This is a genomic window from Legionella steigerwaltii, from assembly GCF_001468065.1.
GTDB classification, from domain to species: Bacteria; Pseudomonadota; Gammaproteobacteria; order Legionellales; family Legionellaceae; genus Legionella; species Legionella steigerwaltii.
In genome coordinates, this window is sequence record NZ_LNYZ01000013.1 from 568,643 (window position 1) to 581,609 (window position 12,967).

Below are 12,967 nucleotides of genomic sequence, written 5' to 3' on the forward strand. Positions count from 1 at the left end.
GGTGTGAGTTTCAGGGGTATTACTAAGTAGATGTAGCCTGGGTGCAGTGCAGCGGAACCCGGGTTTTACTGCTGCTAGTATCCCGGGTTCCGCTGCACTGCACCCAGGCTACAATTATTTGTTCCCTAAGTCTTGCTTTTTGCTATAGCGTTCTAAATATCGTTGATGGGCGTATTTAGCTTGTTCTTGGGTTACCACATCCACCTCATTGCCGTAAATATCAATTCGTGCGGAGTGTTCTTTTTGACAGCTTAAATACGCTGGTGATGCACTATAGTAGCTTAAAGCTTCTCGTAAAGATTTTTTACTGAATGGAGGAGAGTCAAGTCGTTCGTAGAAGTCAATGATATCGTCAAATATCCCGATTTTCAGAGGCTTAATCTGATTTCCCTTTTTAAAAAAAGCATTGGGAAAATGTTCAATAAGCCAATCTATAACTTGTAATTTATCTTTTTTAATTGTAGTTAGCGGTTGTTTGTCCATTGCATAGCTCTAAAGCGTGATCTAGATGCAGAATAAACTACCACATCTTTTGACATAATCAAGCACTTATATGCAAACATAATTATTATCCTAAGTTATTTTAGTGTTACGCATTAAGTTCAAGTAATATGCTTTACGCTCTTTTGCTTGATTTCTTGTAAGATATTTCTCAATTGCCTTGGGGATAATAGCCGTTTTTTTTAGGCGTAAATTTTTATATTTTTTATAACTTGTTGTTTTTTAAAAAAATTTAATAAAATTTAATTGCTGGTTTTCGTGAATAAGTTTGAGAAATAAGTACAAAGTAAACTTGAACTTCTTTTTTTCTATTGCTACATTTTAATCATGACTTGTATGGATATGAGTCAAACAAATGGAATTGTAATCATACGGATATGATTTATCATGGATGATCATAAGAACTGGAAGTTCTTATACGGATGACTGCGAAAGCCAGGGGTAACCCTGGCTTTTTTACATTTAGGCCACTAAATAACCTGACTTAGATAAAAACTTTCTATCTGGAAAATAAGCAAAAATTACAGAACCATTTTTAATGGTGTTAATTACAGGTTTTGCTAAGGTTTGTGCAATAGCAGGACAACCCCAAGATAGCCCAGCTCGACCAGCACGTTTTATGAAATCAGGTTCTACATACCATGCACCATGTATTACTACACGTCTACTTAATGCATTATCATTAAAGCCTTTGTCCAGACCTTGAAGATTGAGTGAGTATCCTTTATGTCCTATATAGGTATCTTTTGTAATATATGTGCCTAAACTTGATTGTTTACTTGAAGGAACGTTCGAAAAATGACTTGCTTTATTCACACCTGAATTTTTGCCATGTGCAACATAAGTATTATATAGGAGGCGTTCTCTATTGAGATCAAATACCCACATACGTTGCTTGTTTGAGGGTAAAGAGTAATCAATTACCGTAAGCACAGGTTTTTTGACGGCGCCTCTCTTGCTCGCATTTCTATATGCAGTTAATGCAAGCTTTAACACATTTCTATTTAATTGGGGTGCCTTGCTGCTCAAATGCTGCAATTTAGTATTGATATCTGTTTCAGATCGAGCTGCAAATGTAGGTGCACTGGAAGTTATATTGCTGGTTAAAATTATAGTTGAGATTAGAGTCAATAGGGTATTCATACTTCTCCTTTCTTCTTGTAAATAGCAATTACAGTTCTTTATAAAAATGGTGATTATATTAACAATTCATGTAATTGTAAAATTACAAGAGCTTTCTTTGTTCATCAGGGAAAAATATTATTCAATTCAAAGTCTTATTTAAGCGTTAAAAAAACCAATTGATCAATAAGTGAACGATTGGTTTGTTATTTGCTCTATTTGGTGTGGCAAAACACGGCCTAAATGATTAAAAATAGTTCAAATTTATCAAATAAACAACAGATATTTTGCTTAAAACAAGGTATAATTACCCCATTTACTGTGGATTGCTATGGTTATTGTATAGCAAAATAATAGCCAGTGCATTCCATTTTATATAGCACTAAATTATACTTGGCTGCTACTTTTTTAAACTCTTTTAAACCCAGCATTGACTTGATACTTCTCAAGAGAGAAAGGGGAAAAAGAATAGTTATATATTTGATTTCGGAGAATGCTATGCTGGAAAAGCAGATCATACAATTACCTGAAGGAATACGAGCTGCTATTAATCATGCCTATCGTGTTGATGAATTATCCTTGATATCTGAGCTTTGTGAGAAAGCAGCATTAGGGCAACAGCAATTAATTGATATTAGGAATAGTGCAACAAAACTGGTTGAATCAGTGCGAGCAGAACGAAAAAAAAGTACCGGTATTGATTCATTTTTAACTGAATATGCCTTATCCAGTGATGAAGGTATTGCCCTCATGTGTTTGGCTGAAGCATTATTGCGTGTTCCTGACAGTGCTACAATTGATAATTTAATTAAAGATAAATTGTCTGGTGGTGATTGGAAATCTCATATAGGCCAAAGTGATTCGTTTTTTGTAAATGCAACAACATGGGCCCTGATGCTTACAGGTAAAATACTGACACCAGAAAAAGCCCAAACAACATTATCTAAATCGTTAATGAAGCTCGTGAATCGCAGCAGTGAGGCAGTAGTAAGAAAAGCGGTTGATAAAGCGATGCGAATCATGAGTAAACAATTTGTGATGGGACGAACTATAGATGAAGCATTAAGTCGAGCAAAAAAGAAAGAGGCGCAAGGATATCGTTATTCTTACGATATGCTCGGGGAAGCAGCACTTACCTCGATTGATGCATCACGCTATTTTGAAGCATATAAAAACGCAATTGAAGCAATAGGCAGACAGGCTGATAAAAATTCAAATGTATACAAACGTGCAGGAATCTCTATAAAACTCTCTGCATTACATCCACGCTATAATGAAAGCCAATATGAGCGAGTTATGGAAGAGTTGTCACCTAAATTGTTGGCACTTGCTCGTTTAGCGAAGAGTTATGATATCGCTCTAACAGTTGATGCTGAAGAGTCTGAACGTTTGGAGTTATCACTTGATGTAATGGAGCGTGTTTTTAATGACACCAGTTTAGACGGATGGAATGGCTTTGGTTTGGCTGTTCAGTCGTATCAAAAAAGAGCTTTTTATGTACTGGATTGGGTAGCAGCTCTTGCAAGAAGAAAGCAACGCCGAATTATGGTCCGCTTGATCAAAGGTGCTTATTGGGATAGCGAGATCAAGAAAACGCAAATGCAGGGTTTTAAAGAATACCCTGTATTTACGCGTAAAGTTTTCACAGATGTTTCTTTTCAGGCATGTGCGAAAAAAATATTGACCATGACGGATGCGATTTACCCTCAATTTGCAACACATAATGCCTATTCCGTGGCGATGATCTTAAATATTACTGGTGATTATCGAGATTTTGAGTTTCAGTGTTTACATGGAATGGGTAATGAATTGTATCAACAAATAGTACCAGCTGAATGTCATGGTATTCCTTGTCGTATTTACGCACCTGTAGGTAGCCATGAAGACTTACTTCCTTATTTGGTCCGTAGATTATTAGAAAATGGAGCAAACTCTTCATTTGTAAACCGTATTGTTGATGACAATGCGCCTATTAGTACATTGGTTGAGGACCCCGTTGAAAAAGCCAAGTCACTATTGCATAAGATGAATCAGAACATTCCCTTACCGGAAGATCTATTTCAACCAAGTAGGAAAAACTCTCAAGGTTTTGATTTTACCGATCGAGCCGAGCGCGCTCTTTTACAACAAAAAATGGCTCAAATCAAGCTACAGCAATGGACTTCAGAGCCTATCATTGCAGGTAGCACAACGCTTATAGGCGAAAAGCAACGAATTGAATCGCCGCAACAAATTGAAAATATTATAGGAACAGTCCAAAATGCATCACTTGACGATGTAAAACAGGCTTTAGCAACAGCCGAACAGACTTTCCCTGTTTGGTCTGCTATATCCGTTAAGGAAAGAGCTGCTTGTCTGAATCGGTTTGCAGATTTATTACAAGAAAATCAGACAGAACTTATGACTATAGCATGCCTGGAAGCGGGAAAAACAATGAATGACTGCGTTGCAGAAGTGCGAGAAGCCATTGATTTTTGTCGTTACTATGCTATGCAAGCTCAGCAAATTTTAGCTACCCCTTTGCGTTTGACAGGTTATACAGGTGAATTAAATGAACTTAGTTTGCATCCTCGCGGTGTAGTACTTTGTATTAGCCCATGGAATTTCCCATTGGCAATTTTTACTGGTCAGATTGCTGCTGCTTTAGTAACGGGGAACTGTGTTATTGCAAAACCTGCAGAACAAACGCCATTAATTGCTGCTTATACTGTTAAATTAATGCATAAAGCGGGTATTCCTATAGGTGCGGTACAATTACTTCCCGGACCAGGTGAGACAATTGGGGCTGCATTGGTTGCTGATCACCGGATTAAAGCAGTGTTATTTACAGGGTCAACTGATACGGCTAATCTCATTAATCATACCTTGTCGACACGGGGTGGAGAACTTATTCCATTGATTGCTGAAACAGGTGGTCAAAATGCAATGATTGTTGATTCGTCTGCATTGCTTGAGCAAGTTGTTGTGGATGCAATTAACTCAGCCTTTGGTAGTGCAGGTCAAAGATGTTCTGCATTGCGTGTATTATTTGTGCAGGAAGAAGTTTACCCAAGAACGATAGCGCTTTTAAAAGGGGCCATGGCGGAATTAGTTGTAGGAGATCCGCGCTGGCTAGTCACTGATATAGGACCTGTTATAGATAAAGCAGCTTTGTCCACATTAAAAAATCATGTGGATAATATGAAAAAACGTTTTGAAATAATTTACCAATGCTCATTGGATGAATCACTCGAATCGGGATATTTTATGCCACCAACTGCTATTGCTATTGATCATATCAATGCACTAGAAAAAGAAGTTTTTGGTCCAGTATTGCATGTGATTCAATTTAAGCAAAAAGACTTGGATCAAGTGATTAAACAAATTAACGCAACTGGTTATGGTCTAACTCTGGGAATCCATAGTCGCATTAATGAAACAGTTGAATACATCAGACAGAACGTTCATGCAGGTAACTGTTATGTAAACCGAAATATGATAGGAGCCGTTGTCGGCTTACAACCTTTTGGTGGTGAGGGATTGTCAGGAACAGGTCCTAAAGCAGGGGGACCTAACTATCTAGTCCGATTATGTCATGAACGAACTTATACTGTTGATACAACTGCAGCTGGAGGTAATGCAAGTTTAATGTCTTTGCCTGATTAATAGATAATAAACTGCTTAAAGGACGTTACTTTAATAGAGTGTCTTATCACTGTTAAAGTAACTCCCATATTCTAGTTAACATGACGTTACAACGCACTGATTAATGGAGTAATTAATGAATAAGATATTTGTCTTTTTAATTTTTATTGTATTTGCTTTTTTTGATAATGCCTTGTTTGCGACGACAATAGCCCTCCCTCATACAAACCAATTTATTTCTTATAATGACGTAGGTGACGGCAAACCACTTGTATTAATTCATGCATTTCCCACAGATCAACGGCTATGGCAGGCTCAACAAGAGGGGCTAAAAGGACATTTTCGTGTAATTACTCTCGATCTATGGGGGTTTGGTGAATCATCCAGTGTGGATGGAAAAGCAATGTCCATGTCTGAATACGCTCAGGAAGTAAAAGAATTATTAGATTACTTAAAGATTGATAAAGCAATCGTTGCAGGAGAATCAATGGGAGGATACATTGCTCTTGCCTTTTTAAATAAATATCCAGATCTAACATTAGGATTAGTACTTTCCAATACGCAAGCTGTGGCAGATAGCGCAGAAGCAAAAGCTGCTCGTGAAAAAACTGCGCTTGATGTTCTTGAAAATGGAATGGACACTCTGATTGATGGATTTATGACAAAAGCACTCTCTCCTTATGCCTCACCAGAAATAAAAACTTATCTTCACCATATTTTAAGCTTACAAAAACCTACAGCTGCTGCATCTGCTTTGCGCGGTATGGCACTCCGTGACTCCACCTCATCTTTACTCGCAACTACAACGCTACCTATTTTAATTATTACAGGTGAATTGGATAAAGTAATTCCACCACAACAAAGTATTGATATGCATTCACTTGCAAAAAATAGTCAATTAATTACTTTACCTAATACAGGGCATTTATCTAATTTAGAGCAGCCCAAACAGTGGAATCAAGCGGTTATTGATTTCTTCGCATAAATCAATAATTGTAGCCTGGGTGAAGCGCAGCGGAACCCGGGTTACGGCTACGCCTTCACCCAGGCCACGTATTAAAAATACTCTAATGTCTTTTAGCAAGAAACCACGGAATTAACACAAATATAATTAATCCACCAATTAGAAATGATTCGAAAATAAATACATTACCAACAGGGATTTGTGTTGGAGGTACAAAACCGATAACAATTGCTGTAAGACAACAAAGAATCCCAACGATACATAATAACCACATAACTAGATTACCACCTGGAACAGTGTATCCACGATGTAGGTTGGGTTTACTGTATCTTAGCTTAATGGCTGCGGCAAACATAAAAACATAGACTAATAAGGCCATTTGGGCACACAGATCACTCAACATCCAGTAAGCCGCATTAATTGAATGTAACAAAATAAAAGCTGAGCTTAAAACGGTAAAAATAATAGCCTGTGCAAAGAGAATTGTTGTTGGTGCGCCGTGCTTATTGGTATGTGCAAATTTCGTAGGTAAGGATCCGTCACGCGCAGAAACCATTAATCCTTTTGTTGGCCCAATAATCCATGCTGAAACACCACTGAGACCACCTAAAATAATTAAGATGGCAATAATTGAGGTCATCCAGGGCATATTATATGAGTTAAAGAAAACAGCATAAGCATCAATAAGTCCAGATACAACGCTTAAATTTTCATTAGGGACTACAACTATAATGGCTATCGAGCCTAAAGAAAGCGTAGAAATGACTAAAATAGTTGAGTAAAGAAGCGCTTTTGGATAATCCCGCTGGGGATTTTTTACTTCTTCAGCATGAACTGCGGACATTTCCATACCAAGTAGGCCAAATAATACTACTGCAAATAACGATAAATTACCTAAAGAACTGAAGTCAGGTAACCATGCGGAGGGATAGCCGACCATCATTGGTTTTCCTTGAGCAGCCCAAAGCATTGCTAAGAAAATAATAAAAAGCATGGGAAATATTGTGCCTAGTGTTGCTCCAATTGTGCTAACTATGCTTGATACTTTCATGCCAAAGCAATTAAGTATTGTAAACATCCAAAACAGAATTAACACTGTGCCTAATAAATAGTACTTATTATTTCCTAATTCTGGGCTAATTAAATAGGATAGGGTGGCAGCGATAAAAGCAAGTATCGTTGGATACCAAACAACATTATATATCCATTGAAGCCAAATCGTAATAAACGCTGCTCTCTTACCGAATGCTTCACGAACCCATACATAAATTCCTCCTGTTTCAGGATAGCTAGTTGCTAATTCAGCTGCCACTAAAGAGACAGGAATAAAAAAGGCAAACGCAGCAACAACATAATAAGAGACTAATGTAAGGCCGAGCTTGGCACTAATAGGCAAAGTACGTAAGCTATCAACAGCAATGACGTTAATCATTACTAAAGAAAAAACGCTTAGAACTTTTTTAGGGTGATTCATGATTAATCCTTAACAAATGCGGCCTAACCAAACCGCCAATAACTTTGGACGCTGGTGCTCTTGTCATATGTGAAATTTAAATATAAAAGTAGGTTGGGATTTTAACCCAAACAAGCCATGAGCATATCGATCTAAGCTGATGATACTCCAGTTGGGCCAAAGACCCAACTGAGAATATATTTTGATCATATTAAGCACACAGATTTCTAAGAACGTATTGCAGAATACCACCATTTTTATAATATTCTAATTCGTCAGCGGTATCGATGCGGCATAATGCATTAATCTTTTCGATTTGACCATTAGTCCGTTCAATAGTTACTGGAACCATTGAAGCAGGTTTTAAAGAATCAGATACATCAATACTGATGCGCTCATCTCCCTTCAACTCCAATGTCTTACGTGTCATACCGTCACAAAATTGTAAAGGTAAAACCCCCATACCGATTAAATTAGAACGGTGAATGCGCTCAAAGCTTTCAGTAATGACTGCTTTGACCCCAAGTAAATTGGTTCCTTTTGCTGCCCAATCTCTTGAAGATCCTGTCCCATATTCTTTACCAGCAATGACTACAAGATCATGGTGGTCTTTCTTATAAAGCATTGCTGCATCATAAATGGGCATTACTTCACCTGAAGGAATGTAACGTGTGATACCGCCTTCTTGACCTGGGGTCATTTCATTACGAATACGAATATTAGCAAAAGTACCTCGCATCATGACCTCATGGTTACCACGTCGAGAGCCATACGAGTTAAATTCCTTTTCATCAACTCCCTTGGATTTTAAATACAAGCCAGCAGGTGAGTTGGCCTTAATGGAGCCTGCTGGAGAGATATGGTCTGTTGTAATCGAGTCACCAAATAAAGCAAGTACATAAGCTCGTTTAATTGGTTTAATTGAATCAGGCTTTGCTTTTAAGTTATCAAAAAAGGGCGGGTGTTGAATGTACGTTGAATTTGTATCCCATTCATAGGTTTTCCCACTGCTTGTTTTAATCGTTTGCCAGTGTTCGTCACCAAGAAATACTTCTGAATATTCTTTACGGAACATTCCACCTGTAACTTTAGAAACTTCAGCCGCAATTTCCGCATTAGATGGCCAAATATCTTTCAGATACACATCATTGCCCTTACTGTCTTTACCTATAGGATCTTTGCTTAGATCAATGGTTGTGGTACCGCAAAGAGCATAGGCTACTACTAACGGAGGTGATGCTAACCAATTGGCTCTGACTTGAGGGTGTACGCGGCCTTCAAAATTCCGGTTTCCAGATAAAACAGCTGAAACAACGAGATCATTATCACTAACACTGTGTGAAATTGCATCAGGTAATGGGCCAGAGTTACCAATACATGTAGTACAACCATAACCTACTAAATTAAAACCTAATTGATCTAAATAAGATTGTAACCCGGCTTGTTTAAGATAATCTGTTACTACCTTTGAGCCTGGGGCTAAAGAGGACTTAACCCAAGGTTTGCGTTGCAGTCCTTTTTCAATTGCTTTTTTAGCTACTAATCCTGCAGCCATAAGGACACTTGGATTTGATGTGTTCGTACAACTGGTTATTGCCGCAATGACTACATGACCGTGTTTCATTTGGAAATCATGATTTTTAACTGCAAAAGAAGAGTTTTTTTCTTGTTCTTTTCCAGCCTCTTTGAGGAACGCATCAAATTCAATAGGTAAGGTACTTAAAGTGACTTTATCTTGAGGTCGTTTAGGACCGGCCAATGAGGGCACAATCGTACTCAAATCAAGTTCTAAAGTATCAGTGAATATAGGATCTTCACTGTCTTTGTCATACCACATTCCTTGCGCTTTAGCATACGCCTCAACCAATGCTATCGTGTGCTTATCACGTCCAGTTAATTCGAGATAGCGAATCGTTTCTTTATCTACTGGGAAAAATCCACATGTCGCACCATATTCGGGTGCCATATTAGAGATGGTGGCGCGATCAGCAAGAGGTAGATCGCTCAAACCGGGTCCATAAAATTCAACAAATTTACCGACAACACCTTTTTTTCTAAGCATCTGTGTTACTGTAAGTACCAGGTCAGTTGCGGTAATTCCTTCTTTCATCTTTCCATGCAATTTGAAGCCAATCACTTCAGGAATCAACATGGATACAGGCTGTCCCAACATTGCTGCTTCGGCTTCAATACCACCAACACCCCATCCGAGCACGCCTAGGCCATTAATCATTGTTGTATGGGAGTCTGTACCAACTAATGTATCTGGATATGCATACAAAGTACCGTTGTCACTGCTGCTCCACACCGTTTTGCCCAAGTACTCAAGATTTACTTGATGGCAAATACCTGTACCAGGAGGAACAACCTGGAAATTATCAAATGCTTTTTGACCCCAGCGTAAAAACTCATAGCGCTCATTATTTCGCTTCATCTCAATTTCAGTATTTACAGCTAAAGCATCAGTACTTCCGAATTTATCCACCATCACTGAGTGATCAATAACCAAATCTACGGGCGATAAAGGAGAAATTTTATCGGGGTCGCCACCCATCTTAGTGATTGCGTTTCGCATCGCTGCTAAATCAACTACAGCAGGAACTCCTGTGAAGTCCTGCATTAATACACGTGCAGGTCTAAAAGCAATTTCATGTTGTGATGTTTTATTATGTAGCCAGTCTGCAACAGCTTTAATATCATTGGTAGTTACGGTGTTATCGTCTTCAAAACGCAACAGATTTTCAAAAAGAACTTTGAGCGAGTAGGGAAGACGACTGATCCCTTTAAAGTTTTTTTGTTCGGCTTCTTTAAGACTGTAATAATGATAGGTTTTTCCATCTACCTGCAATTGAGATTTTGTTGATAAGCTGTCACGACCTACTTTCATGAAGAACTCCTGAAATCAAAAATTGAATGATAGCTCAAATTTAAGAAAATTCCATGGGATCTTATGAAATTAGGCCTGAACTTTTTAGAGTGTAACAGCGGTAAGCTGTGGGTAATATTTTTGATCGGCATCAAATTTAGGATCAATTACTCGAGCTCCAGCTTCAAAAATTTGCTTCTCTTCAGTCTGTTTTGCTGAGGGATCAAGAGGACTTGAGATTAATAAAGATGTACCGCCAGGCGCTAAAATCGTAATGCCAATTGGAAGTAAAATGGCAGTTATCAACGGATTAATCCATATCGCAGCTATGGATGCTAAGATAAGCGCTGCACCTAAAATGGTTGCAGCGAGTGATATATTATGCCGAATAGGTTCTTGTATTACCTCAGTAACTCCTACTGGGTAATAATTTTTAGCGTCAAAGTAAGTACTTATATAAGAATCAGTGTCTTTTGGTTTGGATAGACAAGATAATACCGTTTTAGCAAAACGGTGATATTGATCTATTATTCTTTGTTTTTCATATGGATCAGGAGTTTCTTTTAGGGCCCTCTCAAAATCTTCGATTCGATACTGTAGCAGGATAAAAAAAGCAGATTTATCTGTTTCTTCTTTGTCCTTCAAGAAATCCTTCACTCTTTTGATTTCCACTAAAACTGATTCGTGCGTATATTTCTTGGGGAAAAAAGACTTAAAATACATGATAATAACTCTTAAAATTTTTAGTGAGCGTAGATTAGCATCATTTGTTTGGTTTAAAATAGATCTTTTAGGTGGATTTACACTCAAGAAATATTTTTTAACAAAAATTTGATTATTATAGTTTAAGTTATCAATTGGTACGGATATTGCTTTCCAATAATCAATATTATGGGGGGGTAGAATGACCGACTTGAATAATACACTATTAAATTCATCTGGAGTTGCTGATCTTTTCTCTAATAATTTGTCATGTGAAAATGCCCTAAATGGCGAAATATTGACAGAATCAGTAGAAAAACCTCAAAGTGATATTCAAAATCCTCTGCCAACAGTCGATCTCAAAGACCCAAATACCTTTATTTTATTATTAGCACATGTTGTAAAAGAGATGTCTAATTATCAGGCAACCACTGAAATTGCAGAAGAACCTCAGCAGTCATGTCCAGAATCAATTAATTCGGAATCACCGGAATCAGAAGATGTTATTGAAGAAAAAAGTGAAGAGCAGTCAATCATTGAGATGGAAAATAATGTTGCTGTTTCTTGGATTAATTCTCAATATTATCAGCAGGAAATTGAGAACAAGCGAATCAATTTGAAGCAAGAATATAATCCAAGTGACATGTTAAATGGCGTTACCTCCCCAGAACAAAATGAAGAAAAGCCTTTACCCAGACCAGTACAAGTTAAAGAAACTCAAATACAGCACAATGAATTAATCTCCAAAAATGATCTTTTATCGGAAGAAATACAACAGAAAGAGATACAATCGTTAAATACACAACAATTATTAGATAGACAATCTATAGAACAACAAGCTCTTATAGTCGAAGCTAAGAATAATTTACTACAAGATGCAGAGCAGTTTTTAAATTCTGAGATCCCACAAATTAGTAACAATATATTATTAAAATCTGTAGAACCCGTTGGAAACAATAAAGATTCGCCAAATACCTTGTCACATCACATTAACAACAAGGAATCAATGACATCAAATTTACGCTTGGAATATCAATTCGGCGACTTGGAAAATTCTACAGAAGAAAAAAAGACAAGTCAAACCGTATCATTTCAATCACTAACTGATGAAAATGGAATAACATCTCCCCCGCTTAGCACTACTTCTGCACCGTCTTTGCCCGCAATCGAAAATTCTGACGAAACAAAATTACAACTGATGGGGCATGTATTAACAAGTGAGGTGCGTGTTGATGTGCCTATGGAAAACCGAGCGCCTATTATGGATATTGCGTCTCAAACTCAATCTCTAGTGATACCAATAGAAGTTAATACACCCGAATGGTCTAAGCAATTTTCAGAGCATATTATTTGGCTTGGGCAGCAACAAGGGGTTAAAAGTGCGGTAATCAAACTAAATCCTGAAGATTTAGGTCCATTAGAAATCAATATTAAGGTGATGAACGATTCTGCTTCGGTAAACATAATAACCAATAATCATCATATACGAGACATTATTGATCAATCATTACCAAGATTACAGGCAATGATGGCTGAGCAAGGTTTAAACTTATCTGAAGTTCAAATTGATTCTGATGCCAATCCACGTCAGTTTTCTCAGCAAAATAATAGCGGTCAAGAACAATTAACTCACACTTTTGAAGATGAAATTGGAGTAACTCCCCTAAAAAATAAAGGGAGAGTCAAAGGACTGGTTGATTATTTTGCCTAAACTCTAGGGGTTGTCCCAAGCTAG

Annotated in this window: 8 protein-coding genes; 3 read left to right on the forward strand and 5 right to left on the reverse strand. The window is 37.6% G+C overall.

The genetic code is table 11. The features are described 5' to 3' along the window. Positions 1-114: 114 nt before the first annotated feature. Both Lstg_RS10325 and Lstg_RS10330 read right to left on the reverse strand, forming a co-directional pair. Positions 115-483 carry a ProQ/FINO family protein gene (locus Lstg_RS10325; protein ID WP_058477578.1) on the reverse strand — a complete coding sequence of 123 codons (369 nt, stop codon included), beginning with the start codon at positions 481-483 and terminating at the stop codon, positions 115-117. 480 nt (positions 484-963) lie between these two features. Continuing rightward, positions 964-1,644 carry a murein L,D-transpeptidase catalytic domain family protein gene (locus tag Lstg_RS10330; protein WP_058477579.1) on the reverse strand — a complete coding sequence of 227 codons (681 nt, stop codon included), beginning with the start codon at positions 1,642-1,644 and terminating at the stop codon, positions 964-966. A 477-nt stretch (positions 1,645-2,121) separates the two neighbouring features. Between Lstg_RS10330 and putA the strand changes: the two genes are divergently transcribed. Together putA and Lstg_RS10340 are read left to right on the forward strand one after the other, a co-directional pair. Next, positions 2,122-5,268 carry a bifunctional proline dehydrogenase/L-glutamate gamma-semialdehyde dehydrogenase PutA gene (putA, locus tag Lstg_RS10335; protein ID WP_058477580.1) on the forward strand — a complete coding sequence of 1,049 codons (3,147 nt, stop codon included), beginning with the start codon at positions 2,122-2,124 and terminating at the stop codon, positions 5,266-5,268. 115 nt (positions 5,269-5,383) lie between these two features. Continuing rightward, positions 5,384-6,232 (forward strand): alpha/beta fold hydrolase, encoded by an 849-nt coding sequence (locus Lstg_RS10340; protein ID WP_058477581.1) that lies wholly within the window; start codon positions 5,384-5,386, stop codon positions 6,230-6,232. Between the two features lie 82 nt (positions 6,233-6,314). On the opposite strand, the gene Lstg_RS10345 is transcribed toward Lstg_RS10340, so the two are convergent. From Lstg_RS10345 to Lstg_RS10355, 3 genes are all read right to left on the reverse strand, one after another. Continuing rightward, positions 6,315-7,685 (reverse strand): APC family permease, encoded by a 1,371-nt coding sequence (locus tag Lstg_RS10345; protein WP_058477582.1) that lies wholly within the window; start codon positions 7,683-7,685, stop codon positions 6,315-6,317. 190 nt (positions 7,686-7,875) lie between these two features. Next, complete coding sequence (gene acnA, locus Lstg_RS10350; RefSeq protein WP_058477583.1) at positions 7,876-10,551, reverse strand: aconitate hydratase AcnA; 2,676 nt, start codon at positions 10,549-10,551, stop codon at positions 7,876-7,878. 84 nt (positions 10,552-10,635) lie between these two features. Further along, positions 10,636-11,340 (reverse strand): lpg1689 family Dot/Icm T4SS effector, encoded by a 705-nt coding sequence (locus Lstg_RS10355; protein WP_238585409.1) that lies wholly within the window; start codon positions 11,338-11,340, stop codon positions 10,636-10,638. A 94-nt stretch (positions 11,341-11,434) separates the two neighbouring features. On the opposite strand from Lstg_RS10355, the gene Lstg_RS10360 reads away from it, so the two are divergent. After that, on the forward strand, positions 11,435-12,943 hold the full coding sequence (locus Lstg_RS10360) for a flagellar hook-length control protein FliK (RefSeq protein WP_058477585.1): 1,509 nt from the start codon (positions 11,435-11,437) through the stop codon (positions 12,941-12,943). The last annotated feature ends 24 nt before the right edge of the window (positions 12,944-12,967 follow it).

Bases quoted from the DNA above. Each gene is read 5' to 3' on its own strand.
- Lstg_RS10325 (WP_058477578.1), bottom strand. From the start codon at position 483: ATGGACAAACAACCGCTAACTACAATTAAAAAAGATAAATTACAAGTT.
- Lstg_RS10345 (WP_058477582.1), bottom strand. From the start codon at position 7,685: ATGAATCACCCTAAAAAAGTTCTAAGCGTTTTTTCTTTAGTAATGATT.
- Lstg_RS10330 (WP_058477579.1), bottom strand. From the start codon at position 1,644: ATGAATACCCTATTGACTCTAATCTCAACTATAATTTTAACCAGCAAT.
- Lstg_RS10360 (WP_058477585.1), top strand. From the start codon at position 11,435: ATGACCGACTTGAATAATACACTATTAAATTCATCTGGAGTTGCTGAT.
- Lstg_RS10340 (WP_058477581.1), top strand. From the start codon at position 5,384: ATGAATAAGATATTTGTCTTTTTAATTTTTATTGTATTTGCTTTTTTT.
- putA (WP_058477580.1), top strand. From the start codon at position 2,122: ATGCTGGAAAAGCAGATCATACAATTACCTGAAGGAATACGAGCTGCT.
- acnA (WP_058477583.1), bottom strand. From the start codon at position 10,551: ATGAAAGTAGGTCGTGACAGCTTATCAACAAAATCTCAATTGCAGGTA.